The 25,334-nt window shown below is 66.0% G+C and carries 34 protein-coding genes and 1 pseudogene; 7 read left to right on the top strand and 28 right to left on the bottom strand.

From position 1 onward, the window contains the following. Positions 1 to 2: 2 nt before the first annotated feature. The 4 genes from L7H23_RS09190 to secB all read right to left on the bottom strand — a co-directional run bounded on the left by L7H23_RS09190 (position 3) and on the right by secB (position 3,996). Positions 3 to 695: a DUF4136 domain-containing protein gene (locus L7H23_RS09190; protein WP_237839080.1), complete on the bottom strand. Its 693-nt coding sequence runs from the start codon at positions 693 to 695 to the stop codon at positions 3 to 5. 163 nt (positions 696 to 858) lie between these two features. Further along, a complete protein-coding gene (gene trpS, locus L7H23_RS09185) occupies positions 859 to 1,857 on the bottom strand; it encodes a tryptophan--tRNA ligase (RefSeq protein ID WP_237839078.1) in 999 nt (332 codons plus the stop codon). Positions 1,858 to 1,860: 3 nt separating this feature from the next. Next, positions 1,861 to 3,453, bottom strand: a complete 1,593-nt coding sequence (gene murJ, locus L7H23_RS09180; RefSeq protein ID WP_275671239.1) for a murein biosynthesis integral membrane protein MurJ — start codon at positions 3,451 to 3,453, stop codon at positions 1,861 to 1,863. A gap of 27 nt (positions 3,454 to 3,480) precedes the next feature. Then, a complete protein-coding gene (gene secB / locus L7H23_RS09175) occupies positions 3,481 to 3,996 on the bottom strand; it encodes a protein-export chaperone SecB (protein WP_237839191.1) in 516 nt (171 codons plus the stop codon). A 230-nt stretch (positions 3,997 to 4,226) separates the two neighbouring features. On the opposite strand from secB, the gene L7H23_RS09170 reads away from it, so the two are divergent. From L7H23_RS09170 to L7H23_RS09160, 3 genes are read left to right on the top strand one after another with little or no spacing between them, the layout of a single operon-like run. Next, positions 4,227 to 4,901, top strand: coding sequence for a Tim44/TimA family putative adaptor protein (locus tag L7H23_RS09170; protein WP_237839076.1), 675 nt, complete (start codon positions 4,227 to 4,229; stop codon positions 4,899 to 4,901). Positions 4,902 to 4,947: 46 nt separating this feature from the next. After that, positions 4,948 to 6,264, top strand: coding sequence for a murein transglycosylase A (locus L7H23_RS09165; protein WP_237839189.1), 1,317 nt, complete (start codon positions 4,948 to 4,950; stop codon positions 6,262 to 6,264). A 1-nt stretch (position 6,265) separates the two neighbouring features. After that, complete coding sequence (locus L7H23_RS09160) at positions 6,266 to 6,838, top strand: Smr/MutS family protein (RefSeq protein WP_237839074.1); 573 nt, start codon at positions 6,266 to 6,268, stop codon at positions 6,836 to 6,838. On the opposite strand, the gene dapE is transcribed toward L7H23_RS09160, so the two are convergent. Next, entirely contained in the window at positions 6,835 to 7,968 is a 1,134-nt protein-coding gene (gene dapE, locus L7H23_RS09155) for a succinyl-diaminopimelate desuccinylase (protein WP_237839072.1), read from the bottom strand. The genes L7H23_RS09160 and dapE overlap by 4 nt on opposite strands. A gap of 96 nt (positions 7,969 to 8,064) precedes the next feature. Between dapE and L7H23_RS09150 the strand changes: the two genes are divergently transcribed. Continuing rightward, a complete protein-coding gene (locus L7H23_RS09150; RefSeq protein ID WP_237839069.1) occupies positions 8,065 to 8,532 on the top strand; it encodes a cupin domain-containing protein in 468 nt (155 codons plus the stop codon). A 3-nt stretch (positions 8,533 to 8,535) separates the two neighbouring features. Here L7H23_RS09150 and L7H23_RS09145 read toward each other — a convergent pair whose 3' ends face one another. From L7H23_RS09145 to L7H23_RS09035, 23 genes and pseudogenes are all read right to left on the bottom strand, one after another. After that, positions 8,536 to 9,189, bottom strand: a complete 654-nt coding sequence (locus L7H23_RS09145) for a hypothetical protein (protein WP_237839067.1) — start codon at positions 9,187 to 9,189, stop codon at positions 8,536 to 8,538. A gap of 62 nt (positions 9,190 to 9,251) precedes the next feature. Continuing rightward, positions 9,252 to 9,923 carry a glutathione S-transferase family protein gene (locus L7H23_RS09140; protein WP_237839065.1) on the bottom strand — a complete coding sequence of 224 codons (672 nt, stop codon included), beginning with the start codon at positions 9,921 to 9,923 and terminating at the stop codon, positions 9,252 to 9,254. A gap of 43 nt (positions 9,924 to 9,966) precedes the next feature. Further along, a complete protein-coding gene (gene yihA / locus L7H23_RS09135) occupies positions 9,967 to 10,617 on the bottom strand; it encodes a ribosome biogenesis GTP-binding protein YihA/YsxC (RefSeq protein WP_237839063.1) in 651 nt (216 codons plus the stop codon). Next, entirely contained in the window at positions 10,614 to 12,368 is a 1,755-nt protein-coding gene (gene yidC / locus L7H23_RS09130; RefSeq protein WP_237839061.1) for a membrane protein insertase YidC, read from the bottom strand. The genes yihA and yidC overlap by 4 nt, the downstream gene beginning before the upstream one ends. A 45-nt stretch (positions 12,369 to 12,413) precedes the next feature. Beyond that, positions 12,414 to 12,626: a membrane protein insertion efficiency factor YidD gene (yidD, locus tag L7H23_RS09125; RefSeq protein ID WP_237839059.1), complete on the bottom strand. Its 213-nt coding sequence runs from the start codon at positions 12,624 to 12,626 to the stop codon at positions 12,414 to 12,416. After that, positions 12,623 to 12,970: a ribonuclease P protein component gene (rnpA, locus tag L7H23_RS09120; RefSeq protein ID WP_275671238.1), complete on the bottom strand. Its 348-nt coding sequence runs from the start codon at positions 12,968 to 12,970 to the stop codon at positions 12,623 to 12,625. The genes yidD and rnpA overlap by 4 nt, the downstream gene beginning before the upstream one ends. A gap of 29 nt (positions 12,971 to 12,999) precedes the next feature. Then, a complete protein-coding gene (gene rpmH, locus L7H23_RS09115) occupies positions 13,000 to 13,134 on the bottom strand; it encodes a 50S ribosomal protein L34 (RefSeq protein ID WP_037554958.1) in 135 nt (44 codons plus the stop codon). Positions 13,135 to 13,235: 101 nt separating this feature from the next. After that, positions 13,236 to 13,544: a PGPGW domain-containing protein gene (locus tag L7H23_RS09110; RefSeq protein ID WP_237839055.1), complete on the bottom strand. Its 309-nt coding sequence runs from the start codon at positions 13,542 to 13,544 to the stop codon at positions 13,236 to 13,238. Between the two features lie 55 nt (positions 13,545 to 13,599). Continuing rightward, positions 13,600 to 14,394 (bottom strand): alpha/beta hydrolase, encoded by a 795-nt coding sequence (locus tag L7H23_RS09105; RefSeq protein ID WP_237839053.1) that lies wholly within the window; start codon positions 14,392 to 14,394, stop codon positions 13,600 to 13,602. A 112-nt stretch (positions 14,395 to 14,506) separates the two neighbouring features. Beyond that, entirely contained in the window at positions 14,507 to 14,974 is a 468-nt protein-coding gene (locus L7H23_RS09100; protein WP_237839051.1) for an SRPBCC domain-containing protein, read from the bottom strand. Between the two features lie 27 nt (positions 14,975 to 15,001). Next, positions 15,002 to 15,655: a glutathione S-transferase family protein gene (locus L7H23_RS09095; protein ID WP_237839050.1), complete on the bottom strand. Its 654-nt coding sequence runs from the start codon at positions 15,653 to 15,655 to the stop codon at positions 15,002 to 15,004. Continuing rightward, positions 15,655 to 16,104, bottom strand: a complete 450-nt coding sequence (locus L7H23_RS09090; RefSeq protein ID WP_237839048.1) for a hypothetical protein — start codon at positions 16,102 to 16,104, stop codon at positions 15,655 to 15,657. The genes L7H23_RS09095 and L7H23_RS09090 overlap by 1 nt, the downstream gene beginning before the upstream one ends. Beyond that, the gene (locus tag L7H23_RS09085) at positions 16,091 to 16,588 is read right to left on the bottom strand and encodes a VOC family protein (protein ID WP_237839187.1); all 498 of its coding nucleotides are present in this window, start codon (positions 16,586 to 16,588) and stop codon (positions 16,091 to 16,093) included. Before L7H23_RS09085 ends, L7H23_RS09090 begins: the two co-directional genes overlap by 14 nt. Next, entirely contained in the window at positions 16,588 to 17,007 is a 420-nt protein-coding gene (locus L7H23_RS09080; protein WP_237839046.1) for a VOC family protein, read from the bottom strand. Before L7H23_RS09080 ends, L7H23_RS09085 begins: the two co-directional genes overlap by 1 nt. A gap of 11 nt (positions 17,008 to 17,018) precedes the next feature. Then, entirely contained in the window at positions 17,019 to 17,813 is a 795-nt protein-coding gene (locus L7H23_RS09075; protein ID WP_237839045.1) for a VOC family protein, read from the bottom strand. 105 nt (positions 17,814 to 17,918) lie between these two features. Beyond that, positions 17,919 to 18,323, bottom strand: coding sequence for a DUF1428 domain-containing protein (locus tag L7H23_RS09070; protein WP_345790427.1), 405 nt, complete (start codon positions 18,321 to 18,323; stop codon positions 17,919 to 17,921). Then, a pseudogene (locus tag L7H23_RS09065) lies at positions 18,306 to 18,638 on the bottom strand (DUF1428 domain-containing protein); the annotation flags it as partial. The gene L7H23_RS09070 and the pseudogene L7H23_RS09065, both read right to left, overlap by 18 nt. Positions 18,639 to 18,669: 31 nt before the next feature. Beyond that, on the bottom strand, positions 18,670 to 19,344 hold the full coding sequence (locus tag L7H23_RS09060) for a glutathione S-transferase family protein (RefSeq protein ID WP_237839043.1): 675 nt from the start codon (positions 19,342 to 19,344) through the stop codon (positions 18,670 to 18,672). Between the two features lie 2 nt (positions 19,345 to 19,346). After that, positions 19,347 to 19,565, bottom strand: a complete 219-nt coding sequence (locus L7H23_RS09055; protein WP_237839041.1) for a DUF4287 domain-containing protein — start codon at positions 19,563 to 19,565, stop codon at positions 19,347 to 19,349. Next, positions 19,562 to 19,978: a DoxX family protein gene (locus tag L7H23_RS09050; RefSeq protein ID WP_237839039.1), complete on the bottom strand. Its 417-nt coding sequence runs from the start codon at positions 19,976 to 19,978 to the stop codon at positions 19,562 to 19,564. Before L7H23_RS09050 ends, L7H23_RS09055 begins: the two co-directional genes overlap by 4 nt. A 25-nt stretch (positions 19,979 to 20,003) precedes the next feature. Continuing rightward, positions 20,004 to 20,438, bottom strand: a complete 435-nt coding sequence (locus tag L7H23_RS09045) for a VOC family protein (RefSeq protein ID WP_237839037.1) — start codon at positions 20,436 to 20,438, stop codon at positions 20,004 to 20,006. Between the two features lie 31 nt (positions 20,439 to 20,469). Next, complete coding sequence (locus L7H23_RS09040; RefSeq protein WP_237839035.1) at positions 20,470 to 20,919, bottom strand: VOC family protein; 450 nt, start codon at positions 20,917 to 20,919, stop codon at positions 20,470 to 20,472. Between the two features lie 29 nt (positions 20,920 to 20,948). Further along, positions 20,949 to 21,584 carry a TetR/AcrR family transcriptional regulator gene (locus L7H23_RS09035; RefSeq protein ID WP_237839033.1) on the bottom strand — a complete coding sequence of 212 codons (636 nt, stop codon included), beginning with the start codon at positions 21,582 to 21,584 and terminating at the stop codon, positions 20,949 to 20,951. Positions 21,585 to 21,711: 127 nt separating this feature from the next. Between L7H23_RS09035 and L7H23_RS09030 the strand changes: the two genes are divergently transcribed. Genes L7H23_RS09030 through L7H23_RS09020 form a run of 3 tightly spaced genes read left to right on the top strand, consistent with a single transcriptional unit; the run spans position 21,712 to position 25,332 of the window. After that, positions 21,712 to 23,220, top strand: coding sequence for a YifB family Mg chelatase-like AAA ATPase (locus L7H23_RS09030; RefSeq protein ID WP_237839032.1), 1,509 nt, complete (start codon positions 21,712 to 21,714; stop codon positions 23,218 to 23,220). A gap of 2 nt (positions 23,221 to 23,222) precedes the next feature. After that, complete coding sequence (locus L7H23_RS09025; RefSeq protein ID WP_237839030.1) at positions 23,223 to 23,522, top strand: DUF1905 domain-containing protein; 300 nt, start codon at positions 23,223 to 23,225, stop codon at positions 23,520 to 23,522. A gap of 49 nt (positions 23,523 to 23,571) precedes the next feature. Next, positions 23,572 to 25,332: a GGDEF domain-containing protein gene (locus L7H23_RS09020; RefSeq protein WP_237839028.1), complete on the top strand. Its 1,761-nt coding sequence runs from the start codon at positions 23,572 to 23,574 to the stop codon at positions 25,330 to 25,332. Positions 25,333 to 25,334 lie beyond the last annotated feature (2 nt).

Raw genomic sequence — 25,334 nt, 5'->3', positions numbered from 1 at the left:
GCTCAGCCCTTTTCGGGCGGCGCCACCGTGATGCGCACCCGTTCGCCCGAATTGCCCGGGAAGCCCGTGAACATCGCCTCGACGAGGTTGGGAACGATGGTCTGCAGATTATTGTCGCGCGACTGCGCCTCGGCATGGCCCTCGAACAGGCGCGAGCCGTCTGCGGCACGGTTGATCTGCAGGTTCAGGCCGCTCGTATAGACGGTGTAGCTGCTGACGTCGTTATAGCCGCCCCAGCCCGGGCCGAAGCCGCCGCCCCACAGGAAGGGATCGCGATAGCCGTAGACATAGCGGCGGCCGCCGCGGCCGGTCACGACCACCGGGCGATAGAAGCCGCGGCCGTAATAACCGCCATACCACGGATCGAAACCGGGGGTCGAAACGACCCGCTCGCGGCCCTTGTCGACGCCATAGTCCATGCGGACGATCAGGTCGGCACGCTCTCCGCTCGCAGCGGGGCGATAGCCGTAGCGCGTGAGCTCGCCCGCGACGAGATTGGCGTACTGGCCGAACTCGATGCCGCCCTGCAGCGCGGGGTTGCCCGCCTCAATCGCAAAGCTCTGGCCCTGCGGCGCCGGAAGCTGCGTCTGGAAGCGCGCGACGTCGGCCTTGAACGGGGTCGCGCAGCCCGCCAGCGCCAGCGCAGCGCCCGCCAGGGCGCCGAGGCCGAGCTGCTTGAAGGTGATCTTGCTCATAGTCTTGCTCCGTGATTCGGATCGGCACGCACCGCCGTTTATATCATGACTAGGCCGAAGCGACTTAACCTTGGTTGAACCCGCTTCGTCGCACGACGGTTCCACTCCCCCGATATGGGAAAGACGGCACCGATAAACAAGATTTCTGACCCAGGGCGAAGGCTTAACGGCAAAGCCCCAGCGCTGCATAGGCCGCGTCGAGGGTCGGTTTCGCCAGCGCCGCGGCGCGGGCGGCGCCGGCTTCCAGCGCGGCGTCGATCGCCGCCGGATCGGCCTTGAGCTCGTTCAGCCGGTTTGCGATCGGGCGGAGCGTCTCGACAAGCAGTTCGCCGAGCGCCGGTTTGAATGCGCCGAAGCCCTGCCCCGCGAAGCGTGCGAGCACCTGATCGACGCTTTCGTCGGCCATCGCGGCATAGATCGAGACGAGATTCTTCGCTTCGGCGCGCCCTTCGAGGCCGGCTGCCTCGGACGGCAGCGGCTCGGCATCGGTCTTTGCCTTGCGGATCTTCGCCATGATCGTGTCGGCATCGTCGACCAGATTGATCCGGCTCATATCGCTCGGGTCCGACTTCGACATCTTGGCGCTGCCGTCGCGCAGGCTCATGAGCCGTGCGGCGGTCGGCGGGATCGTCGGTTCGGGCAGGGTGAAGGTCTCGGTCCCCGTGTCGAGGTTGAACTTCGTCGCGATGTCGCGCGCCAGCTCCAGATGCTGCTTCTGGTCGTCGCCGACGGGAACATGCGTCGTCTGGTACAGCAGCACGTCGGCAGCCTGCAGCACCGGATAGGCGTAAAGCCCGACGCTCGCGCCCTCGCGGTTCTTGCCCGACTTTTCCTTGAACTGCGTCATCCGGTTCAGCCAGCCGATGCGCGCTGTGCAGAACAGCAACCACGCAAGCTCGGCGTGCGCTGGGACCCGCGCCTGGTTGAACAGGATCGCCTTTTCGGGGTCGATCCCGGCTGCCATCAGCGCCGCCGCCATTTCGCGCGTGTTCGCGGTCAGCTCGGCGGGGTCGTTGTGGACCGTGATCGCGTGGAGGTCGGCAAGGAAATAGAGCTTCTCGCCGGGCATATCGTCCTGCATGCGCACCCAGTTGCGGATCGCGCCCAGATAATTGCCGAGGTGCAAATTTCCGGTGGGCTGGATGCCCGATAGCGTCCGCATGTCTTACTCCTGGGTTGGCGCCGGTTTGGCGCGCCGCCGCGTCAGCATGGCGACCAGATCCTTGTCAAGCGCGCCGACGATGAACGCGGTGGCGAAAAAGACTGCCCCGCCCGCGCCGCAGAGGATCAACAGCGACCAGATGCGCTCGAACGCGTTGCCGCCATAATAGGGTTCCATCAGCGGCATCATATACCAGAGCAGGGCCGCCATCGCCGCGACCGCGACCAGCTGGCGTGCGATCTTGCCCGCGAGCTTCGCGGTGAAATGGAACCAGCCGCGGCGGTGGAGCACGGTGTAGAGCAAAAGGCAGTTGATCGACGCCGATACCGCGGTCGCGCCCGCCAAGCCGACGATACCATAGCGCTCGACGACATAGAGGTTGATCGCGATGTTGACGAGCAGCGAGGCGAGCGCGGTCCACACCGGCGTGCGCGTGTCCTCGCGCGCGAAGAAGCCGGGGTTCAATATCTTGACGATCACATAGGCGGGCAGCCCGCAGATCAGCGCGACGACGATCTGTGCCATGATCAGTCCGTCGGCCTCGGTAAACTTGCCCCCGACGAAGAAAGCGGTGACGAAAGCAGGAGCACAGATCGCGAGCGCCGCGGCGGCTGGCAGGGTGAGCAGCGTTGCGATCTCGAACGCATTGGCCTGCAGTCGCTGGGCTTCGGCCGCCTCGCCGCTGTGGATATGGCGCGAAAGCATCGGCAGGATCGCCGTGCCGAGTGCGATGCCGACGATGCCGAGCGGGAGCTGGTTGAGCCGGTCGGCGAGCTTGAGCAAGGTCAGCGAGCCCTGCGGCAGCGAGGTCGCGAAGAAAGTGTCGACGAACTGGCTGACCTGATAGATGCCCGCGCCGAAGGTCGCCGGCAGGATCAGCATCCCCAGCCGTTTCACCTCGGGCGTGAATTTCGGAAGGCGCCAGTGGAGCTTCAGTCCGGCGCGACGGACCGCCCACCACATATAGGCGAGCTGGACAACGCCGGCGACGCTCACCGCTGCGGCGAGCGCCTCGGCAACGATCCGGTCGTCACCGCCGGGGCCGCGCAGCCACCAGCCGGTCAGGATGCCGCCGATCAGGGTGATGTTGAGCAGAACCGGTGCAAAGGCGCCCGGTGCGAAGCGCGAGCGCGCGTTGAGCAGTCCCGAGAGCATCGCGACGAGGCTGACGAGCGCCAGATAGGGAAAGGTGACGCGGCTGAGAAACACCGCAAAGTCGAACTTGCCCGGCACCTCCTGAAAGTCGCGCGCGAGGATCCAGACGATCCCCGGCATGACGATCATCATGATCGCGGAGAAGGCGAGCAGCACCCAGAGGAAGACCGACAGCACATCGTCGGCAAACTTCGCTGCGGCCTCCTCGCCCCCTTCTCCATGCAGCGCGCGGCTGTACATCGGCACGAACGCGACCGAGAAGGCGCCCTCGGCGAAGAGGCGGCGGAAGGTGTTGGGAAGCGTGAAGGCGAGCTGGAAGGCGTCGGCGGCGAGTCCCGCGCCGAGCACGCGGGCGAGCAGCATATCGCGCGCGAAGCCGAAAATGCGGCTGACCATTGTCAGGCCGCCGATTGTCCCCACGCTTTTGATGAGGCTGCTCAATCCCTCCGCCTGCCCCCGGAAGGAAGCTTACGCCTGGCCGACCGGTGCGACTTCGCCGGCCTGTTCGGCCTGGATCTGCTGCGCCTGCTGCAGGAACAGGCCGTGGAAATCGATCGGTTCCAGCAACAGCGGAGCGAAGCCGCCGTCGCGGACCACATCGGCGACGACGCGGCGCGCGAAGGGGAAGAGGATGCGCGGCGCTTCGGCGAGGAAGAAAGGCTGAAGCTGGTCGTCGGGCACATTGCGCACACCGAACAGGCCGGCATATTTGATGTCGACGATGAACTGGGTGCCCTCGTCCGACTTCGACGAAATGTCGATCTTCAACGTAACTTCATACAGGTTGTCGCCGACATTGTCGGCGCCGATGTTGAACTGCACGTCGACCTGGGGTGCCGTCGCCCACTGATAGACTGCCGGGGCGTTCGGGTTTTCGAACGACAGGTCCTTCACATATTGCGAGATCAGGCCGATGGCCGGGCCGGTGTCTTCGCCGTTCGGCAGCGCGGCGGTGTTGATGTCGGTGCTGGTCTCGTCGGCCATGATGTCTGCTTTCATTCAAATCGGATCGGGACGGTTCCGCCGTATGGCGGAGCTTTGCCGCGGCGCTTAGCAGCGGCGAACCGCCAGCACAATGGGCGGGCCGACGGAACGGTCGGGGGCAGGAATCGTTGACCTGCCGTGCTCGTGCGGTCATGGTGATTTGAATCGCGAGCGCCTATACCCTATGTTAGGGTTGACGCTTCATCATTGCCCGCAATGGATATTTGCCTGTGACTGCTTTTTCGATCGTCCTGCTCGCCATGATCGCCGCCTTTCTGGGCATGCGACTCTATTCGGTGCTCGGCAAACGGACAGGGCACGAACAGGAGCCCGTCCTGCCGCGCCGCGACGATCGCGCCGCTTCCCCGACAGCGCCGGTGCGTCTCGACGATAGCGAGACACCGTCCGGATCGCAGTCGGCCGCGCCGAGCAGCGCCGGGCTTGTGTACGAACCCGCTGCCGAGATCGGGCTGCGCCAGCTGCTCGCGACCGACCGGCAGTTCGACGCCGGGCGCTTCATGGAAGGCGCCGAAGCTGCCTATCGCATGATCCTCGAGGCTTTCTGGTCGGGCGACCGGGATACGCTCCGCGACCTGTGCGACGACGACAGCTACGAAGCCTTTGTCGAAGCGATCGAGGCGCGCGAGAAGCGCGGCGAAAAGCTCGATAACCGTCTGATCGGCATCGATTCGGCGAAAATCACCGCGGTCGAACTCAGCCGGACCGAGGCGCGGATCACGGTGCGCTATCAGGCGGACATCAGCGCCGTCACGCGCGATGCCGACGGCAAGCTGATCTCGGGCTCGATGAGCGATGCCGCGCAGACCGACGATCACTGGACGTTCCGTCGCCAGCTTGGCAGCAACGATCCCAACTGGCTGCTCGACGAAGCCGAAGCCGCCTGATCCGATGCAGGGGGGCGTCACGCACCGGGGGCACCGGTTGAACCGCGTGCGCGCCCTTGGCATCGCAGCCTTGATCGCCCTGCCGCTGCTGTCGGCCTGCTCGTCCGTGATTCCCGATGCCGGCGGCCCACGGACAGGCTCCGCGCCGCCCGCCACAAGACCTTCGCCCGCACCCGCTCAAACCGGGGCGCCGCGACCCTATACGCCGCGTCCGTCCGAAACAGGCAGCGTCGTTGCGGCGAAGCCGATCCCGGCAACGCCCAACCCGGTGCTCCCGGCACCGGCACCGCCGACGACGGCAACCACGGCCGCCGAAGCGGGTGTGATCGCCGGGCCCGAATATAACGAGCTTGGCGTATCGGCCGAACAGGCGACCGCCGCGCTCAAGGCCTTTCGTCTCAGCTGTCCGTCGCTGCTTCGTCGCGCCGACGCGAGCGGGCTGACGCAAAACGCCGAATGGACCGAAAGCTGCAATGCGGCGAAGGACTGGGCCGACCGCGACGCGACCAATTTTTTCAGCCGTTATTTCGGAACCGTGCAGGTCGGCACGGGGACCGCGTTCGTTACGGGCTATTACGAACCCGAAATCGCGGCCTCACGGACGCCGCGGCCGGGTTACGACGTGCCGATCTATCGCCGTCCGGCCGATCTGCTGGATGTCGACCTCGGCCTTTTCTCGAAGGATCTGCAGGGCAAGAAGGTCCGCGGCCGGGTCGATGGCAGCAACTTCGTGCCCTATTACGACCGCAAGACGATCGAGAGCGGCGCGCTCGCGAACCGCGGTCTCGAGATCGCGTGGGCTGCCGATGCCGCCGAGTTCTTCTTCCTGCAGGTGCAGGGCTCGGGACGGCTTCGCTTGCCCGACGGCTCGATCATGCGGATCGGCTATGAGACGCAAAACGGCCGCGACTATGTCGGCATCGGCAAGCTGCTGCTCGACCGCGGCGAGCTCAAATCGGGTCAGGCATCGATGCAGGGCATCCTCGATTATCTCCGCGCCGACCCGGTGCGTGGCGCAGCGGTGATGAACGAGAATCCGAGCTGGGTTTTCTTCCGCGAGCTGACCGGCCCCGGACCGCTCGGTGCACTGGGCGTTCCGGTCACCGGCCGCGCGAGCGTCGCCGCGGATCCCAAATATGTTCCGCTTGGTGCTCCGGTGTTTCTGTCGCTCGATCGCGCCGAACCCAACGGGCTCTGGATCGCACAGGATACCGGCGGTGCGATCAAGGGCGCCAACCGCTTCGACAGCTTCTGGGGGGCGGGCAATGATGCCCGCGCAATTGCTGGCGGCATGTCGGGGCGCGGATCGGCGCTGCTGCTGCTGCCGCGCGCGAGCGTCGTGCGGCTCGCGCCGCGTCGCTGACGTGGCCCGCCGGCTCGCCCCCGAAGAGAAGGCGCTCTGGAAGAAAGTCGCAGCGACGGTCGAGCCGATCGCGAAGCGCCCTCTGCCGCTCGAGCCGAAAGCCCCGCCGACGGTCAAACCGCCCAAGCCAACGCCGCGCAGCACCGCAACGGTTGCCGCGCCGCGCGCGCCCGCACCCTTGCCGCCGCCGCGCCGGACATGGGCCGGCTCGACCCTCGACGGTCATTGGGACCGGCGGCTGCGCAAGGGGCTCGTCCGCCCCGACATGAGCATCGACCTGCACGGCCACAGCCTCGCCTCGGCGCAGGCTCTGCTCGACGACGCGATCGGCCGTGCGCTGATCCGCGGGGCGCGTGTGCTGCTCGTCGTAGCGGGACGCCTCCGTCCCGGTGCCGACCGCTTGCCGCTGATGCACGGTGATCCACGCCCGCGCGGCGCGATCCGTGCCTCGCTTCCCGAATGGCTTTCGATATCGCCCTACGCCGACCGGATCGTCGCCTTGCGCCCCGCGCATATCAGCCATGGCGGCGGCGGGGCGGTCTATGTGATCCTGCGCCGACCCCGCGAGGATTAGAGGAAGGCGCGCATCAATATGCCGCGATAGATGGCGGCGAGTTTGTGCAGATCCTCGACTGCAACCGCTTCGTCGAGCTTGTGCATCGTCGCATTGGTCAGCCCGAATTCGACCACCGGACAAAGCGCGTGCAGGAAGCGTGCATCCGACGTCCCGCCGGTGGTCGACATTTCGGGCTGAATGTCGGTCTCGGCATGGATCGCCTCGGCGACCAACCCCGACAATTCGCCCGGCGGGGTCAGGAAGGCCTCGCCCGAAATCTTGCCCAGAACCTTGGCGCGCGGTTCGACGTCGTGCGCGAGACGTTCGACCATCGCGACCAGATCGGCGCCGCGGTGCCGGTCGTTGAAGCGGATCGACAGCCGCGCGCGCGCCGATGCGGGGATCACATTGGTCGCGCCGTTGCCGACCTCGATGTCGGTGAATTCGATGTTAGACGGCTGGAACCAGTCGGTGCCGCTGTCGAGGCTGACCGCCTCGATCGCCGCGAGGATCTTGACGAGCTTGGGGATCGGATTGTCTGCGAGGTGCGGATAAGCGACATGGCCCTGCGTTCCCGGCACGTCGATCCAGATATTGACCGAGCCGCGCCGCCCGATCTTCACCATATCGCCGAGCTGGTTCACCGACGTCGGCTCGCCGACGACGATCATGTCGGGACGGACGTCGCGCCCTTCCATATGTTCCATCAGCGCCCGGGTACCGAAGATCGCGGGACCTTCCTCGTCGCCGGTGATGATCAGGCTGATCGTTCCCGCTTCGGGAGGCGTTGCGGCGGCGGCGGCAACGAAGCTGGCGATCGCGCCCTTCATATCGACCGCGCCGCGGCCATAGAGCAGGTCGCCGCGAATCTCTGGCGCGAAGGCGTCGCTCGTCCACCCGACGCCCGGCGGTACGACGTCGACGTGGCCGGCGAAGCCGAAATGTCTCGGACCTTTGCCTTCGCGGACGGCGAGCAGATTTTCGACCGGCCCGTCGGGTTCGATCCCGTCGATGAAGCGCTCGACCGTAAAGCCGAGCGGCTTCAGCGCCGCCTCCAGCACGTCGAACACCGAACCGGTGGCGGGCGAGATGCTCGGCGCGGCCATCAAGCCTTTCGCGAGTTCGACGGGGTCGATGCTGTGCGTCATGCTGTTCCCTTACCCGCTCGCGCCCGCGCAAGTCGAGGCTTTGCAGCGCGCGCGCTTTGTGCGAAACAAAGGCAGAACAAAGAAAAGGGACCGTTCATGCCCAAACTCGATCTCGACGCCATCCCCCAGACCAACACCACCGGCTATCCCCCGCCCTATGACGCGCCCGTGCAGGGGCGCTGGTATCGTCGCCTCGCGCCGCCGACGGGGATCAGCGATTTCGCGGCGAGCCACGTCGTGCTGAAACCCGGCGCCTGGTCGTCGCAGCGGCACTGGCACGACGGCGAGGACGAGATGCTGATCATGATCTCGGGCGAAGCGGTGCTGATCGAGGATGACGGCCGCTGGCCGATGCGCGCCGGCGACATTGCCGTGTGGCCGAAAGGGAATACCAACGGCCATCATCTGGTGAATGAATCGGACGACGACTGCGTCTTTGTCGCCTTGGGCGGCGGGAAGAAATATGACACCGGCGGCGGCTATTCGGACATCGACATGTTGTTCGGTCCCGATGGCTATTTCCACAAGGACGGCACGCCTTATCCGACGAGGCGAATTCCCTGACGGTCAGAGAATCTGGAAGCTCAGCAGCGTGAAGCGCGCGGGTTGCGTTGCGAAGACGCCGTGGCCGCGGCCCTCCTCCGATCCGAAAACGAGCCCGACGCGGTCTGGATCGGCGAGCGCGGCGCGCATCTCCGCTCGCGCTTTTCCCGCATTGGGGCCCATGACCGACACCCAGTCGGGGTCGTCTAGCGCGATGCTGATCTCCTGCACGCCCGTAGACAACGGGCGCGCGGTCGCAAGGGGAGCATACCAGCGATAGAAATTGTAACGCCCTTTGGCACTCCAGCTATCGCCGCGGCGCTGGAAGTAGAGCGAAACGAGCGCAGGACTGTCCGGATTGGCCTGCGGCACGAAGCGTGTGCCGCGTTCGGCATCGATCCGGTATCGCACCACGATACGCGACTTGCCTGCCATGCTCGCCGGGCGAAAAGTAACATAATGGACGTGCCCCGCCCCGGCGCTGCCGACCGGAAAGTCGAACGACCAGCCCCCGGGTGAGGGGGCGGGATGGAGCGGCATGCCGACCGAATAGTTGCGGCCGCGGATGATCGGGCCGATTTCCCAGCTGTTCGCGTCGGGCGCCGACGCCGGATTGGCGCCGACAGGGCTGGCAACGGCGAGGGCGGTGATCAGGGAGAGGAGCAGGGGAGGCATCATGGTTCGATAGCAGAAGGGTGACGACCGGTCCTGAACGGAGCGTTCAGCGACGCGATAGCTTGTCAGTCGGTAACCGGCCCCTCGAACTTCTCGATCACCCAATCTTCGGCCTGCGCGCCGCCAATCCATTCCTGCATGCACGGATGGCTGATGACCGCCTGGCAATAGGGAATGGCGAAGCGCGGAAGCGGGATCGAATAGGTGACGAAGCGCGTGACCACCGGCGCGAACATGATGTCGACCGCCGACCAGTTGCCGAACAGATAATCGCCTTCGCCGCCGAAACGCGCGCGTGCCTCGGCCCAGATCTGCATGATGCGCACGACGTCCGCCTGCACGTCTGGCGCCAGTTCGGCGGCCGGGTAGATACGACGGATGTTCATGCTGTGGTTTCGGCGGAGCGCGGCGAAGCTTGAATGCATTTCGGCCGCCATCGACCGCGCCATCGCGCGTGCGGCCATATCCTCCGGCCAGTAGCCACGGGTGCCGCCGGTCTTTTCGTTGAGATAGTCGATGATCGCCAGACTGTCCCAGACGACGATGTCTTCGCCGTCCCACAATATCGGCACCTTGCCGCCCGACGGCGCGAACTCGTCGCCCTCGCGGCGGTTCGACCAGTCCTCGTCATAGAGCGGGACGGTGACTTCCTCAAAAGGGAGGCCGCTATGCTTGGTTGCAAGCCACCCGCGAAGGCTCCAGCTCGAATAAGCCTTGTTGCCGATGAACAGTTTCATGGATTCTCCCTGACCCCGACTTTCACGGGGAGCAGGCGAAAGGTCAACTCTCGACCGCTTCCAGCACCGCGGTGCGCAGTTCGGCGATCCCCATGCCCTTCTCGCTGCTCGTCGCGATCACCTCGGGGTGCGCGGCGGGGTGCTTGCGCGCCTCGGCCTCGACCGCGGCCTGGACCTCGGCGAGCGCGCTCGCCTTGATCTTGTCAGTCTTGGTCAGGACGAGGCGATAGCTGACTGCGGCGACGTCGAGCATCTCGAGCACCTCGCGATCGACGTCCTTGATGCCGTGGCGGCTGTCGATCAGCACCAGCGTGCGCTTCAGCACCTGCCGCCCGCGGAGGTAATCATTCACCAGGAAGCGCCATTTCTTGACGACATCCTTCGGGGCCTTGGCGAAACCATAGCCGGGCATGTCCACGAGCCGGAACACCAGCGGCGCTCCGACGTCGAAATAGTTGAGTTCCTGCGTGCGCCCCGGCGTGACCGAGGTGCGCGCAAGCCCGTTACGGTTCGTCAGCGCGTTGAGCAGCGACGATTTGCCGACGTTCGAACGGCCCGCGAAGGCGATTTCGGGGACGCTCGGTGCGGGAAGGTGTTGGAGGGCGGGCGCCGATTTCAGGAAGGCGATCGGGCCGGCAAACAACTTGCGTGCCCGTTCCTCCCTGTCCTCTGCGCCCGGATCGATCTCGCTCACTTCGCGGGGGCCGCCTTCAGCTGCGGGAACTTGCGATACATGAACTGCTGCTGCGCGATCGACAGGCAGTTGTTCGTGATCCAGTAAAGCAGCAGGCCCGCGGCAAACGGCGCCATGATGAACATGAACATCCACGGCATGATCTTGAACACCTGCTGCTGCACCGGATCGGTTGCCTGCGGGTTCAGACGGAACTGCAGGAACATCGTGATGCCGAGGATCAGCGCAAGCGGCCCGAGCGCCAGAAGCGACGGCGGCGTGAAGTCGAGATAGCCGAACAGGTTCAGGAAATGCGCCGGATCGGGCGCCGACAGATCCTTGATCCACAGCGCGAAGGGCTGGTGCCGCATTTCGATCGTCAGCATCAGAACCTTGTACAGCGCGTAGAAGATCGGGATCTGGATCAGGATCGGCAGACAGCCCGCGAGCGGATTGATCTTCTCGTCCTTGTAGAGTTTCATCAACTCCTGCTGCTGGCGCGGCTTGTCATCCTTATAGCGTTCCTGCAGCGCCTTCATCTTCGGCTGGACGAGGCGCATCTGCGCCATCGAATGGAACTGCCGCTGCGCGATCGGGAACATCAGCAGGCGGATGATCAGCGTCAGCAGCATGATCGCGACGCCGAAATTGCCGACCTGCTTGAACAGCCAGTCGAGCAGCTTGAAGATCGGGACCGCAAAAAATTCGAACCAGCCCCAGTCGATCGCGTTTGACAGGCGCGGAATGCCGTCCTTGTCCTGATAGGCCGACAGGATGCTGACTTCCTTCGCGCCCGCGAAAATGCGGCTCGTCCTGGTGACCTGCGTGTTCGGGGCGATCTGCTGATTGGCGCGGGCGAACATCGTGCGGAACACGTCGCCGTTCATCGCGCTCATTTCCGCCGACACCTTTTCGCCGGTCGCCGGGATTACGGCGGCGAGCCAGTATTTGTCGCTGAAACCCAGCCAGCCGGCCGAGGCGAACTTCGCGGTCTTGTCGTCCTTCTTTTCAAGGTCGTCATAGTCCCATTCGAAGTTGGACTTGCCATCGACGAAACCGGTCGGGCCGACGTGGATCGTGACCGAATCATGATCCTCCGGATGGGTCGGCTTGCCGAGGCGGTCGATCAGCGCGTAGCTTCCGACGGCAACGGGCGCCGCGCTCTGGTTGGCCACCGTCTGCTTGGCGGTGATCAGATATTTGTCGTCGATGCTGTATTCGATGCGAAAGGTCTGGCCGGTCGCGTTCGACCAGCTGAGCGTCACCGGCGTGGCGGGCGTAAGGCTGGTACCCGACGCCGTCCACAGCGTGTTGTCGCCGGGAACCGCAATACCCTGCTGCGCCGACCAGCCGACACTCGCCAGATAGGCGGATTTGGTGCCGGCGGGCGCGAACAGGCGGACCGGCGGCGAATCCTTCTTGATGGTCTGGCGATATTTGCTGAGCGTGATGTCGTCGATGCGCGCGCCGACGAGGTTGATCGAACCCTGGATGGTCGGGGTCTGGATCGGGATGCGAGCGCTTGCGGCAAGGGCAGTTTCGACCGGCTGTACGGTCGGCGCTGCAGGCGCGGCAGGTGCCGCCGCGGTGCCCTGCTGATTGGGCGCGGGCGGCATTGCCCCCGGTGCCGCGCTGCCGCTCGTCCCGGCGACGGTGGTCGTCACGTCGGGCTTTTTCGGCGTCGGGAAGAATTTCTGCGCGACGAAGTTCCAGCCGAGCAGGATGGCCGCCGACAGCAAGATTGCCGTGATCCAGTTACGCTTGTCGTCCACGCTCTTCGGTCTCTCTTCGTCTCAAAATGTCGGGATAGGCCGTGCTCAAGGCACGGGGTCGTAGCCGTGACCGCCCCAAGGATGGCAGCGCAATAGCCGCTTTGTCGCCAGCCAGCCACCCTTGATCGCACCATGGCGCCGCAGCGCGACAATCGCATATTCGCTGCACGACGGCGCATAGCGGCAGGTGGGCGGCAGGATGCGCGACGGGCCGAGTTGCCAGCCGCGCGCGATCAGGATGAGCAGGCGGGCGATCATGAAGCTTTCGCCGCCAGTTTCTTCGCTGCGCGCTTCAGCGCCGAATCGAGATGCTCGCCGAGCTCGGCAAAGGCGATGTCGTTTCCGCCGGGGCGGCCGATCAGCACATGGTCGGCGCCGGCGATGCCCGATTCGGGCAGGGCGGCGCGGGCCAATGCGCGCAAGCGCCGCTTCATGCGGTTGCGGGTGACGGCGTTGCCGACCTTCTTGCTGACCGTAAAGCCGATGCCCGGCTCACCGTCGTCATCGTCGCGTACGCGGACAAGGAGGACGAAGCCGGGCATGGGAAAGCGAAGGCCGCGGTTTGCGGCCAGAAATTCGCTGCGTTTTGAAAGCGTTCGCACCAGCGGGGCTGGCGACGAAGCGTCGTCGATCAGGCCGACAGCTTCGCGCGGCCGCGAGCGCGACGGGCAGCCAGAACCTTGCGGCCGCCGACGGTTGCCTTGCGGGCGCGGAAGCCGTGACGGCGCTTGCGCACGAGGCGGCTCGGTTGATAAGTGCGCTTCATCGCGGTTTTCCCTAGATCTCGTCAAATGCTGTAACAGAAAAGGGCCGCCAAGCGTGGGCGGCCACTGTTGGAGGCGCGGATAAGCAAGAGTCGGCGGAAAGTCAATCGCCATCTGGCGTTTCCAGCGCAGCGCGCGCGCGGCGGCGCGCGGCGCTCACCCGGCGCATGATCCGGTCGGCCCGCTCGCCATAGCCGGGGTGGCTGCGCTTGAAGCGGACGTAGCGGCGTTTGGCCCATGCGCTGTTCTGGAGGCAGAGCATGAGGCCGATCGGGAACAGGATGATGAAGCCGGGGCCGGGGAGGATCCCGACGATCGGCGACGCGACGATCAGCAGCACGCCAAGGATGAAGAGCGCAAGGCGGACCTGCGCATTTCGTCGCAATCGCTGGTAAAGGCTGCGCTTTGCCATGCGGCCCGATCTGGGGACGCGCGCGGCGTGTTACAAGGCTAAATCAGTTGCGGCCTCAGTTGAGGGTGACGAAGCGCGCCATGTCGTCGCGCGTCAGATAGCGGACGTCGTCGAACGGTGTGCTGTTGGTCAGCGCATAGAAGGCGCGCGCCCTCGCGTCGTCCATGCCCATCTCGCGATAATAGCCGAGATATTCGGCATGGACCGGATCGTTCGCGGGATAGTCGTTCGCCTCGCGGCCGGTCTCGTCGGCCCAGCTGTGGACACCGAACTCGGCATCGGGTGCGGCGCGGCGGGTGCTTCCGGCGAGCCAGAGCTCGACGGCACCCGACCGCACCGAACCGCCGCTCGGGACGACGGTTTCCAGACCCGCCCGGCGGATCGCGCGGGCGAGAATCAGGTTGGCTTCCTCGTCGAGGCTGCCGGGGCAGTCGACCATTTCGAGGCGCTTCAGATGCGGATAGGCCGCCATCATCGCGGCGAACTGGCGCGGCGTTGCCGAGGTGACGTCGCCCGCCATGCGTATCGTCGTATCGTCGACGACCGCGAAGGGGCCGAAATTTGCCCTGGCGCGGCCGAGCGTCGCGAGCGTGGCGGAAGGCGCGTAGCGCCGCGTCGCGCCGAGGTCGGCGCTTTCGGCGAGGCCTTCGTCGTCAAGCAGCGCGGCATTCTCGTCGATATATCCGGTGCCGTCGTCGGTGCCGAAGTCTTCGTCCCCGGCATCTTCATAGGTCCAGGTCACCGTCGTGGTGACGGTGACGACCTGCTGCGCGTGCGCCGGTGCGAACGCGAGGATCGCCGCGAAAGCGGCGACGATCAGCGTACGAATGAAGGCGGACGGCGAAACCATGCGTCCGCCTTCGCGCGGGCGCGATAACCAAATGGCAAAGCGGCAGGGTCAGCGACGCGTTAACCCCGTAATGGCACGCCGTCCCGCAGCGGGACGCGTCCCGACGGTGCGATTAATCCGCCGCCTCGCAAAGCGATTTCAATTGTTCGGCGACCGCGCCCCAGCCGGGGGTGAAGCCCATCTCTTCGTGCTGCTTCTGCGCCTCGTCGGTCCAGTGGCGCGCCCAGCCGGTGAAACGCGTGCCGCTGCCCTCGGGCTCGATTTCCCAGCCGCCGATCATGAAAGGGCCGGACGCGGCGAGGCGGCCGCCGGCGTCGCGTACGACCGCATCGGTCGTGACGAAGCGGCTGCCCGGCACAACCTCGAGGAAGATGCCGTCGGTGGGCATCGCCTCGCCCTCGGGACCGTGCATCGTCATTGCGCAGCGGCCGCCGCTGCGAAGGTCGATCTCGTCGAGTGTGACGGTCCACGGCTTCGGGCACCACCATTCGGCCATGCGTTCGGTCATCACCTGCCAGACCTTGTCGGGCGCCGCGTCGATGAGGGCGGTCACCGACAGTTCGCGGGGGGAATCGCTCATTTTTCTCTCCATTATGTTTTTGAGGGGTCAGTCGCGGTCGGGGGCACCGAGCGGGAAATAGGCGCGGTACGGCCGGGCCTCCTCGACGCAACGCGACACGCTCGGATACGCAAGCAGGCGGGCGCGATAGGCGCGGAGATTTTCATACGTCCCGGGGATCTGATAAACCCAGTCCGCATAGAAGAGCGATGGCGCCGCGGCGCAATCGGCCATGGAGAAGCCATAAGGCGTCGCCCAGCCGCCGCCCGCGAGCTCCCTATCGAGCCAGGCGTAGATCGTGTCGAGCCGGGCATGCGTCTGTTCGACGATGACCGGCAGATGGTTTTCGGGGCCGCGGAGGGCGTCGTTCACCACCTCCTGCATTCGGTTCATCACCTGATTGTCGAAGATGCGGTCGAACAGCCGGACCTTGAGCGCGGCGTCGAACTCCTGCGGGATCAGCCGCGGTTCGGGCATGAGATGGTCGAGATATTCGATGATGATCGACGATTCGAAATACGGCACGCCGTCATGGACGAGCAGCGGGAACTGCCCGACCGGCCAGTGTGCCTTCAGTTCGGGCATGTGATCGGGGAATGCCGGATCGACCGAACGATAGTCGAATTCGACGCCTTTCTCGTAAAGCGCGATCAGCGCCTTCCAGGTGTAGGAGGAGAAGGGGTGGCCATAGAAGGTCAGCATCAAACGGGATCCTTGCGCGTCAGCCATGCCAGCGGCAGGCCGATGAAGAAGATATGCGGGAAGAGGGCGACGAACCCCCTGACCAGATCGGCCGGCGGAAAGGGCGCGCCGAAGCGGAGTGGCAACACGACAGCATTCATCACCAGATACAGGCCGAAGCCATAGACGGTTCCGGTCAGCCACCACGGCTGGCGCAGCGCGGGCAAGCGGCGGACGGCGAAAAACCAGAAGGCGACCATCGCGAACATGATCGCGTAGTGTGTTGCAAGCCCGGCGAGCGCGCCGCCGAAACCCCAGTCGCCCGCGCCGTCGCCGAACGGCCCCTTGGCGACGCCGCGGAGCATCTTGCCGGGGTTGCTCCCCGCGAGCACGCTCCACACCGCCGCATAGCAGATGTCGAGCGTGCCGCAGAGCAGCCACGCGAAGGTGACGGGATTACGCCGCGCCAACGTCTTCGCCCCGGATCGCCGCCTCGATCGCCCTGACGTCGATCTTCTTCATCGTCATCATCGCCTCGAACGCGCGTTTGGCGGCGGCCTTGTCGCCGCTCGTCATCACGTCGGTCAGCGCGCGCGGGGTGATCTGCCACGAGATGCCCCATTTGTCCTTGCACCAGCCGCACATGCTTTCCTGCCCGCCATTGCCGACGATCGCGTTCCACAGGCGGTCGGTTTCCTCCTGCGTGTCGGTGTGGACCTGAAAGGAAAAGGCCTCGCTATGCTTGAAGGTCGAACCCCCGTTAAGGCCGATGCAGGGGTAGCCGAGCACGGTGAAGTCGACGGTGAGCACGTCGCCTTCCTTGCCGCTCGGATTGTCGCCGGGCGCGCGGTGGATGCCGCCGACATTGCTGTCGGGAAAGGTCGCGGCATAGAAGTTCGCCGCTTCCTCGGCATCCTTGTCGTACCAGAGGCACAGGGTGGCTTTGTTCGACATCATTTCTCTCCTTTGACGGGCCCGCCGATCGACCAGAGATGGCCGAACGGATCTTTCACCTGGGCGTAGCGGTCCCCCCAGAAAGCATCGTGCGGTTCGAGCGTCGACGACGCGCCTGCGTCCATCGCCCGCTTGTACCAGGCGTCGGTGTCGTCGACGTGGAGGTGCAGCGTCACCCCGGTCGGCGCCGCCATCGCGTGCCCCGTATATTCGGGGAAATCGTCGTGCATCATCAGCGACGTCCCGTTGACGGTCAGGTGCGCGTGCATCAGCCGCACGCCGTCTTCGGCGGGCATGCGCATATTCTCGGTCGCGCCGAATGCCTTAGTATAGAAGTCGATCGCCTCGCTGCCGCGCTTGTCGGGAATCGCGATATGCGGGGTCAGGCCGGTGGTCGGGCCCTGGTTCGGATTTGCCATCTTCGCTCTCCCTATTTCTTCGGGCCGACGAAGCCGACGGATGCGCCCTGCGGGTCGATCGCGTTCATCGCATATTCGCCGCCGGGGATTTCCATCGGTTCGTTGGTGATCGTGCCGCCGTTCGCGGAGACCGCGGCGCGCGCGCGGTCGATGTCGTCGACGCCGATATAGAAATTCCACACCGGGGCCGGATAGCCGGTCATCAGCGGCATCACCGCGCCCAGCCCGACGTCGCCGCGCTGGATGAAGCGGTAAGCGCCGATCGAACCCATATCCATCTCGCCCTCCTGCCCCCAGCCGAAATGCTTCCTGTAGAAGGCGATCGCGGCGACGGGGTCGCTGGTGGCGAGTTCGTTCCAGCGCACATGCTGCGCCTCGGTCACCGAAAAGACGTCGCTCTCCATGCCTTCCATGCCCGGCGGCGGGGTGGGGGTCATGACATAGAAGGGTGCCCCCTGCGGATCGGTGACCATCGCGATGCGGCCGACGGGAATGTCCATCGGGGGCATCTGCACCGTGCCGCCATCGGCCTTTATCGCCTCGACCGCGGCATCGACATCGGCGACGTGCAGATATCCGATCCAGATCGGGCGGGCGCCGCCGGCGATCATGTCGGCATTGAGCGCCAGTACACCGCCGGCGTTGCCGCCGTCGCTGCGCCCGATCATGCGGTAATCCATATCCCCGGCGGCGGGGTCACGCTCGGAGGCGATATTCCAGCCGACGACCGCGCCATAAAAGCGCGCCGCGCCCGCGGGGTCGGGGGTCATCAGTTCGTACCAGATGAAGTTCGATGCTTCGGTCATGGGTTGCTCCTTTCCGGAACGTCCGGATTCGATGTCGGGATGCGGCGGTCGGCCCGCGGCGGCGGGGCCGGGGGGGGGGGGGGCTCGCCGCCTTGGGGGCCGGGTTCAGGCCTGGACGATCGGCTCGAAACCGCCGTAGATCATGCGCTTGCCGTCGAAGGTCTGGTCGTTCGGATCATGCTGCATCCGTTCATCCTTCATCAGCTTTTCCCATCCCTGGGTGCGCGTTTCCTTGTCGGGCCATTCGACCCAGCTGAAGACGACGCTTTCGCCATCCTGCCTGTGCGCGGCACGGTTGAAGTCGGTGACCTTGCCGTCGGACACATCGTCGGCCCACGCCTCGACGACGCGCGTCGCGCCATAGTCGCGGAATACGGCCGATGCCTTGTCGGCCATCGCGCGATAGGCTTCCTTGTTGCCGTCGGGGACGGGGACGACATAGCCGTCAGTATAGCCGGTGTTGCCGTCGGCGCGGTCGTCGACGATCGATTCGAAGCCGCCGATGATCATGCGCTTGCCGTCGAACGGCATGTCGCCGCCCATCGCCGCCATGCGCGGGTCGTTCATCATCTTCTCGGTCGCGGCGTCGCGGGTTGCCTTGTCGGGGTATTCGAACCAGCTGAACACGACGGTCTCGTCAGGCTTGGCCTGCACGGCGCCCTTGAAGTCGTTGAGCTTGCCGTCGGGGACGTCGTCGCCCCAGCATTCGACCATGCGCGCGACGCCGAATTCCTTGAACAAAGGCGCGGCGTCGGCCGCATGCTTGCGATAGGCTTCCTTGTTGGCGGTCGGCACCGCAAGCACAAATCCTTCTACATAGGTCATCGTATCTCTCCTTGGGGGCTCAGAGGTGGGATCAGGCGGCGGGTGGACCCGCTTCTTCGCTGAAGGCGGTCAGCTGCGCGTCCATCGCGCGCTGGAAGGCAGGGCGGGCGAGGCAGCGGTCGAGATAGGCCTGCAGCCGCGGCTGTTCGGCGATCAGCCCGGCCTCGACGGCTTCGCGGAGCACGGTCGCCATCGCGATGTCGGCGACGGTGAATTCGCCGGCGAGATATTCTTTATCGCCGATCGCGTCGTTGAGGCGGCCGAGGCGGCCCTGGATGAACTCGATCAGGCTCGGGCGGCGGAGCTTCGCCCATTCCTCATCCTTCGCGAACAGGTCGACATTGCCGAGTTCGAACAGCATCGGTTCGACGCTGTTATAGGCGGCGAACAGCCAGGCGAGGGTGTTGGCGCGCGCCTGGGCGTCGCGAGGCATCAGCCGCGCATCCTTTTCGGCGAGGTGGAGCAGGATCGCGCCGCTTTCGAACAGGCGGATGCCGCCGTCGTTGAGCACCGGGACCTGTCCCCACGGCTGGAAGAGGAAATGGTCGGCGGGGCGATTGACCGCGCTGATCAGATGCTCGGCATAATCGAGCCCGATCTCCTCGCACGCCCAGCGCGGACGGAGGTCGCGGACGAAGCCGCGCGCGAAGTCGGGGACCCAGTCGAAGGCGGTGACTTCGAGCTTGCTGTCGGGGTTCACAGGCATGTCTAGTTCCTCTTCCCTTTGATGTAGGCGACGATCGACATCGCGTGTCCGTGGCCGAGGTCGAAATCCTGCTTGAGCCAGTCGACGATCGCGGTCGCCTTGACGCCGGGGGCGAGGCCGTTCGCATCGGCCAGCCCCTTTTCGGTGGCGATGGCTTTCAGATCTTCGGCCGATTTGCCGGTCTTCGCCTCGACATTGTCGAGATAGGCCTGAAAGCTCATGCGGCGGGTCCTTTCGAAAGCGGGATCAGCGCGCGGACGCGCGGATCGCGTAACCAAAGCCCGCCCCACAGCATGACGCCCAGATAGACCCCGAACAGGCTGTGGCTGAACAGCGGGCTGTTGATGCGGACATGCGTCGCGATCGCGCCGCCGAGATAGCCGGTGATCAGGATCGCGCCGAGGATCGCGGTGCGCGGCCAGATATACAGCAGCGTCGGGATCAGCAGCAGGAGGCCGAGCATCGTCATCGTCGGCACGTCGAGCGGCCAGCCGAGACCCGGCGGGCTATATTTGATCGCGGTTGCGGGCGATGCGAGTTTGAGCCCGGCGTCGAAGAGGAGGAAGAGGATCACGAGACCGCTCAATATGCGGCCGGCGATCAACTGACCCTTTGCGGGGACTGCGTCGGTCATGGCTCTTCCTCCTCCCGTGGCTCTTTTAGGCTGTGGCTTCGGCGGGTTCACCGGCGGGGATGGCGGTGGGATCCATCCACATCACTTCCCAGATATGGCCGTCGGGATCCTCGAAGCTGCGGCCGTACATGAAGCCAAAGTCCTGCGTCGGGGTCGGGTCGGCCTTGCCGCCCGCGGCGACCGCCCTGTCCACCTGTCCGTCGACCGCCGCACGGCTGTCGGCCGAGACGCAGAGCAGGACCTGCGCGCTCGAATGCGCGTCGGGGATCGTCTTCGAGGTGAAGGTCGCCCATTTCTCGTGCGTCAGCAGCATGACGTGGATCGACCCTTCCTCGACGACCATGCACGCGGCGGTGTCGTCGGTGAAGGCGGGGTTGTTCACCGCGCCGACGGCTTCGTAGAAGGCCTTCGACTTCGCAAGGTCGGTGACGGGCAGGTTGATGAAGATCATCTGCGGCATTTTATCTCTCCTTGGGGGGTATTATTGTTGGTCAGGCGGCGACTTCGGGGACCGGCGCCTCGCCGTTCGCGACCGCGGGGTCCATCCAGAAGGGGCCCCAGACATGGCCGTCGGGGTCGAGAATGTCGCGGCCGTACATGAAGCCATGATCCTGCACCGGATTGACGTCGGCGGTGCCGCCGGCGGCGGCGGCGGCCTCGACCATCGCATCGACCGCCTCGCGGCTGGCAAGTGCGAGGGCAAGCGAGACCTCGCTCGATCCCGGCGCGGCGATCGGGCGGTCGGTGAAGCCCTTCCACTTGTCGTGGGTCAGGATCATCACGAAGATCGTTTCCGACCAGACCATCGCGGCGGCGGTGTCGTCGCTGAAGCGCGGCTCGTTGGTGAAGCCGATCGCTTCGTAGAAGGCTTTCGACCGGGCGAGGTCCGCGACGGGCAGGTTCACGAAGATCATCCTGGGGGTATCAGGCGTGTTGGACATGGGGGGGACTCCTCTCGTTGAAATCTATATCAAATCTGTCCGAACAGCATCCGGACATAACGCTTCAGATGCATGACCGTGCCGCGCGCAATCGCCGGATCGTTGGTCGTTTTCGCCAGGACGAAGGCGCCCTGCAGCACCGACTGGACATGCTGGGCGAGGCCGATCGCGGTGACGTCTCCGGGCACGCCATAAGCGTCCATCGCGGCCTGGATGTCGGGAGCCAGCGCCTGGCAATAGGCGTTGATACTCGCCTCGCACGCGGCGCGGATGCGGTCGCTCGTCGCATAGGCCTCCTGCACCATCGTGCCGACGAAGCAGGTGTAATCCTCGGTCGGGCCGTCGAGCATCGACAGGCGGAAATCGATATGGCCGAGCAGCCGGTCGAGCGGATCGTCGAGCCTGTTGTGCGGCGCGAGTTCGAACATCGGCCGTGCGCGCTCGGTCCATCCCTCGGCGGCGGCGACGCCCAGCGCCTCTTTCGATTCGAAATGATGGAAGAAGGCGCCTTTCGTGACGCCCGCGACCGCGCAGATCTCGTCGACGCTGGTCGCGGCATAGCCCTGCTTCCGCACGGTGGCGTGCGCCGCGGCGATCAGCGCGGCGCGCGCGCTGCCCCGTGGGGCGCGGGCCTTGCTGGCAGAAGAGGTCTGGGTCGTGTCCATGCGACTCAACATACCGACCAGTTGGTATGTTGTCAAATCACTCGCGACAGATTGCGCCAAGGCGGCGCTAAATTGACTCGACCGTCCCGATACTTGGCCTAAGAAGGCGTGGGAACAAAGGGGGATCATGGTCGCGATCGTTTCAACCGTCGCCTATCTCGGCATCGATGCGCGCGGGGTCGAGGTGCAGTGCCAGATCACGCCGGGCGTCCCGCGCTTCGTCGTCGTCGGGCTACCCGACAAGGCGGTCGGCGAAAGCCGCGAGCGTGTCCGCGCCGCGATTGCCGCGATCGGGCTATCGCTGCCGCCGAAGGTGATCACGGTGAACCTGTCGCCGGCCGACCTGCCCAAGGAAGGATCGCATTACGACCTGCCTATCGCGCTCGCTTTGCTCGGCGCGATGGGGGTGATCGATGCCGAGACGCTCGCCTCTTATGTCGTCGTCGGCGAGCTGGGTCTCGACGGACGTGTCGCGGCGTCGCCGGGGGTGCTGCTCGCGGCGATCCATGCGGGGAGCGTCGAGCGCGGGCTGATCTGTCCGGCGGCGCAGGGGCCCGAAGCGGCGTGGGCGGGAAATGTCGAGGTACTCGGCGCCCCCGATCTTCTGTCGCTGCTCGGCCATTTCAAGGGGCAGGCGGTCCTGTCGCCGCCCGTGCCGGGGGAGGTCGAGGCGCCGGTGCGCGCGGCCGACCTGTCGCAGGTCAAGGGACAGGAAACCGCGAAACGCGCGCTCGAGATCGCGGCGGCAGGCGCGCACAATCTGATGATGTCCGGCCCTCCGGGCGCGGGCAAGTCGCTGATGGCGGCGTGCATGCCGGGGATATTGCCCGACCTGACCCCGGCCGAAGCGCTCGAAGTCTCGATGATCGCCTCGGTCGCGGGGACGCTCGAAGGCGGACGCCTCGTCCGCGCGCGGCCGTTTCGTAGCCCGCATCATTCGGCGTCGATGCCCGCGCTCGTCGGCGGTGGCCTCCGCGTCCGTCCGGGCGAGGTCAGCCTTGCGCATCTTGGCGTGCTGTTCCTCGACGAACTGCCCGAATTCCAGCGCGGTGTGCTCGACAGCCTGCGCCAGCCGCTCGAAACCGGCGAGGTCAGCGTTGCGCGCGCCAATGCGCATGTGACTTTCCCGGCGCGGGTGCAGCTGGTGGCGGCGATGAACCCGTGCCGCTGCGGTCACCTCGGCGACCCCGCGCTCGCGTGCAGCCGCGCCCCGCGCTGCGCCGCCGACTATCAGGCGAAGCTCTCCGGCCCCTTGCTCGACCGCATCGACCTGCATGTCGAGGTCGAGGCGGTGAGCGCCGCCGACCTCGTCCTGCCGCCGCCCGCCGAGGGCAGCGCCGAGGTCGCCGCCCGCGTCGCGGCGGCGCGCGACATCCAGACCGCGCGCTACGCGGAGCACAAGGCGCGCACCAACGCCGAGATCGACGGCGACCTGCTCGAAGCCGTCGCGACGCCCGACGAACCCGGCCGGCAATTGCTCGCGCAGGCGGCCGAGGCGATGCGCCTCTCGGCACGCGGCTACACGCGCATCCTTCGCGTCGCGCGGACGATCGCCGATCTGGCGGGGGTCGAGAGCGTCGGCCGCATCCATATCGCCGAGGCGCTGAGCTATCGTCGGCAGGCGCCGCGGAGCTGAGCATGGACCCGATCGAATTCGAAGCCGAGATCATCGAGTGGCGCGGGCCGCCGCCTTATCTCTTCGCGGTCGTTCCCGACGCGCACATCGCAGACATCCGCTACGCTGCGCTGACCGAAAGCTATGGCTGGGGCGTTGTGCCGGTGATCGTGCGGGTCGGGGCGAGCGACTTCACCACCTCGCTCTTCCCGCGCGACGGCGGTTACCTCCTGCCGATCAAGGTCGCGGTGCAGCGCGCCGAGGGGATCGGCCGTGGTGACCGGACCAAGGTGCGCATGCGCGTCGGACGACTCCGCAGTTAAGTTAAGTGCGGTAAAGATTTTCGAAGATTTTTGGTGCAACAGGGGCCGCATGACGGGGGAAAGGGCATATCTGACGAAGTTGTGCGGCCGGCTTGCGCTCGGCCTCGCGACGCTCGTCCTCATGCTTTTTGCGGCCCCGGCCAGCGCCGAGTCGCTCAAGGTCGGCCATGCGCTCTGCCACGCCGAAACCGGCCTTGGCGTGCCCGATGCGAGCCTTTCTTCGCTCCGCTTTTCCTGCACCGGATCGCCCGCCGGCTATCATAATGCCAGCCTGTGGCTGAAGGCCGAGCCCGTGCGCGTGGCATCGTGGCGGAGCGACGTCGCGTTGATGGTGCACCAGTCGCGGTTCGACCGGCTGGCGGTCGCTTTCACCTACGCCGACGGGCAGGTGCGCTGGCAACAGGTGCGGCAAGGCGACTATGGATCGCACTGGCGCGCGGGCGGGCAGATCATGTTCGAGGCGCCCGAGCGCACGGTGCCGCTGACCGCGGTGACGCTGCGCTTCGACCGCCTCGCGAGCGTCGACCTGCTGCGGGCACGACTGGTTCCAAAAACCGATGCGGTGGTCCAGTCGACCGGCATGGCGGTCGCGATCGGTGCCGCGCTGACGCTGTTGCTCGTCAGCGGCATCTACAGCCTCTCGCTCGCGTTCGCGGTGCGCCGGCAGTATCTCGCGTGGCAGGCGGCTTGGTCGGCGACGATGCTGCTGTGGGGCGCAGTCTGGTCGCAGGCGCATCTCGGCCTTGTCTCGGGAATGGCCGGCACCGCGTCGGCGCAGCTCGCGACCTTCCTCTCCTGCCTTGCGATCGCGATCGCGACGGCGAGCGCCGTGCTGGCAATCGATTCGCGGATCGTGACGCACCGCTTGCGGATTGCCGCACTGATTCTCGGCGGCATCGTCGGTGTGGTCGGCGTACCGCTGGCGCTGATCCGCAGCGAAAGCCTTGCGCAATGGGGCGATGCGCTGGGGCTGGTCGTCCTCGCCGATCTGGTCGCGGTTGCGGCCTATCTCGGGCTCGCCTGGCGGCGTGGCTCGGTCGAGGCGCGCGATTTTCTGGCTGCCTGGTGCCTGCCGATGGCGGTGCTCGCCTTCATCCACATCGTCGACGTCGACGACAGCCTGTGGGGCGGCGGGTCGAAGATCATGGTGCTGCTCGCAGCGACCTGGCAGGCGCTGTGGCTCTCGGCCTCGGCGACGCGGCGGCTCGCGCAGCTCCGCATCGAGCGCGACAGCGCCCGCGCGGCGGAAGCCTTTGCGCAGCAACTCGCGCGGCGCGATCCGCTCACCGGGCTATTGAACCGGCGCGGCTTCGTCGAGAGCGTGACGCCGTTGCTCGACCGCGCACGCGCCGATGACCTCAGCGCCGCGCTGCTGCTCGTCGACATCGACCGCTTCAAGTCGATCAACGACGTCCACGGCCATGACGCGGGCGATGCGGTGCTATGCGAGGTTGCGCGGCGCATCGAGCGCTGGGAAGGGCCGATGTGCACCGTCGCGCGACTCGGCGGCGAGGAATTCGGCCTGCTGACCGTCGGGATGGAGGGGATCGTCCTCGGCCGCTTCGCCGAAAGCGTCCGGCGCGGCATCGCCGCGTGCGATCACAGCGTCGTGATCGGCGAGGGCAGCGTCACCGCGAGCGTCGGCGTTGCCGAAGTGCGGCCTGCGGCCGATTTCCAGCAGCTCTACCGGCTGGCGGACGAAGCTTTGTACGACGCCAAGCGCGCGGGGCGCGACTGCGTCGTCGTCCAGCGCTGCCTGAACGGTCCGTCGGACGATCCGCCGGGCCGCGAGGCAGCGCTCTCAAGCTAGCG

This window comes from Sphingopyxis sp. BSN-002, assembly GCF_022024275.1.
Lineage (GTDB): Bacteria > Pseudomonadota > Alphaproteobacteria > Sphingomonadales > Sphingomonadaceae > Sphingopyxis.
This window is presented reverse-complemented; position numbering and strand designations above follow the sequence as displayed.

Excerpts from the sequence above, each read along its gene's own strand:
- L7H23_RS09100 (WP_237839051.1), bottom strand. The coding sequence starts at position 14,974 with ATGAGCGATTCCCCCCGCGAACTGTCGGTGACCGCCCTCATCGACGCG.
- L7H23_RS09055 (WP_237839041.1), bottom strand. The coding sequence starts at position 19,565 with ATGAGCTTTCAGGCCTATCTCGACAATGTCGAGGCGAAGACCGGCAAA.
- L7H23_RS09080 (WP_237839046.1), bottom strand. The coding sequence starts at position 17,007 with ATGGCAAATCCGAACCAGGGCCCGACCACCGGCCTGACCCCGCATATC.
- L7H23_RS09095 (WP_237839050.1), bottom strand. The coding sequence starts at position 15,655 with ATGCTGACCTTCTATGGCCACCCCTTCTCCTCCTACACCTGGAAGGCG.
- L7H23_RS09075 (WP_237839045.1), bottom strand. The coding sequence starts at position 17,813 with ATGACCGAAGCATCGAACTTCATCTGGTACGAACTGATGACCCCCGAC.
- L7H23_RS09145 (WP_237839067.1), bottom strand. The coding sequence starts at position 9,189 with ATGATGCCTCCCCTGCTCCTCTCCCTGATCACCGCCCTCGCCGTTGCC.
- L7H23_RS09025 (WP_237839030.1), top strand. The coding sequence starts at position 23,223 with ATGGACCCGATCGAATTCGAAGCCGAGATCATCGAGTGGCGCGGGCCG.
- L7H23_RS09030 (WP_237839032.1), top strand. The coding sequence starts at position 21,712 with ATGGTCGCGATCGTTTCAACCGTCGCCTATCTCGGCATCGATGCGCGC.
- yidD (WP_237839059.1), bottom strand. The coding sequence starts at position 12,626 with ATGATCGCCCGCCTGCTCATCCTGATCGCGCGCGGCTGGCAACTCGGC.
- L7H23_RS09150 (WP_237839069.1), top strand. The coding sequence starts at position 8,065 with ATGCCCAAACTCGATCTCGACGCCATCCCCCAGACCAACACCACCGGC.
- L7H23_RS09020 (WP_237839028.1), top strand. The coding sequence starts at position 23,572 with ATGACGGGGGAAAGGGCATATCTGACGAAGTTGTGCGGCCGGCTTGCG.
- L7H23_RS09035 (WP_237839033.1), bottom strand. The coding sequence starts at position 21,584 with ATGGACACGACCCAGACCTCTTCTGCCAGCAAGGCCCGCGCCCCACGG.
- L7H23_RS09060 (WP_237839043.1), bottom strand. The coding sequence starts at position 19,344 with ATGCCTGTGAACCCCGACAGCAAGCTCGAAGTCACCGCCTTCGACTGG.
- L7H23_RS09070 (WP_345790427.1), bottom strand. The coding sequence starts at position 18,323 with ATGATCATCGGCGGCTTCGAATCGATCGTCGACGACCGCGCCGACGGC.
- L7H23_RS09085 (WP_237839187.1), bottom strand. The coding sequence starts at position 16,588 with ATGTCGAACAAAGCCACCCTGTGCCTCTGGTACGACAAGGATGCCGAG.
- dapE (WP_237839072.1), bottom strand. The coding sequence starts at position 7,968 with ATGACGCACAGCATCGACCCCGTCGAACTCGCGAAAGGCTTGATGGCC.
- rpmH (WP_037554958.1), bottom strand. The coding sequence starts at position 13,134 with ATGAAGCGCACTTATCAACCGAGCCGCCTCGTGCGCAAGCGCCGTCAC.
- L7H23_RS09050 (WP_237839039.1), bottom strand. The coding sequence starts at position 19,978 with ATGACCGACGCAGTCCCCGCAAAGGGTCAGTTGATCGCCGGCCGCATA.
- L7H23_RS09190 (WP_237839080.1), bottom strand. The coding sequence starts at position 695 with ATGAGCAAGATCACCTTCAAGCAGCTCGGCCTCGGCGCCCTGGCGGGC.
- trpS (WP_237839078.1), bottom strand. The coding sequence starts at position 1,857 with ATGCGGACGCTATCGGGCATCCAGCCCACCGGAAATTTGCACCTCGGC.
- secB (WP_237839191.1), bottom strand. The coding sequence starts at position 3,996 with ATGGCCGACGAGACCAGCACCGACATCAACACCGCCGCGCTGCCGAAC.
- L7H23_RS09045 (WP_237839037.1), bottom strand. The coding sequence starts at position 20,438 with ATGCCGCAGATGATCTTCATCAACCTGCCCGTCACCGACCTTGCGAAG.
- L7H23_RS09105 (WP_237839053.1), bottom strand. The coding sequence starts at position 14,394 with ATGGTTTCGCCGTCCGCCTTCATTCGTACGCTGATCGTCGCCGCTTTC.
- L7H23_RS09140 (WP_237839065.1), bottom strand. The coding sequence starts at position 9,923 with ATGAAACTGTTCATCGGCAACAAGGCTTATTCGAGCTGGAGCCTTCGC.
- L7H23_RS09040 (WP_237839035.1), bottom strand. The coding sequence starts at position 20,919 with ATGTCCAACACGCCTGATACCCCCAGGATGATCTTCGTGAACCTGCCC.
- L7H23_RS09110 (WP_237839055.1), bottom strand. The coding sequence starts at position 13,544 with ATGGCAAAGCGCAGCCTTTACCAGCGATTGCGACGAAATGCGCAGGTC.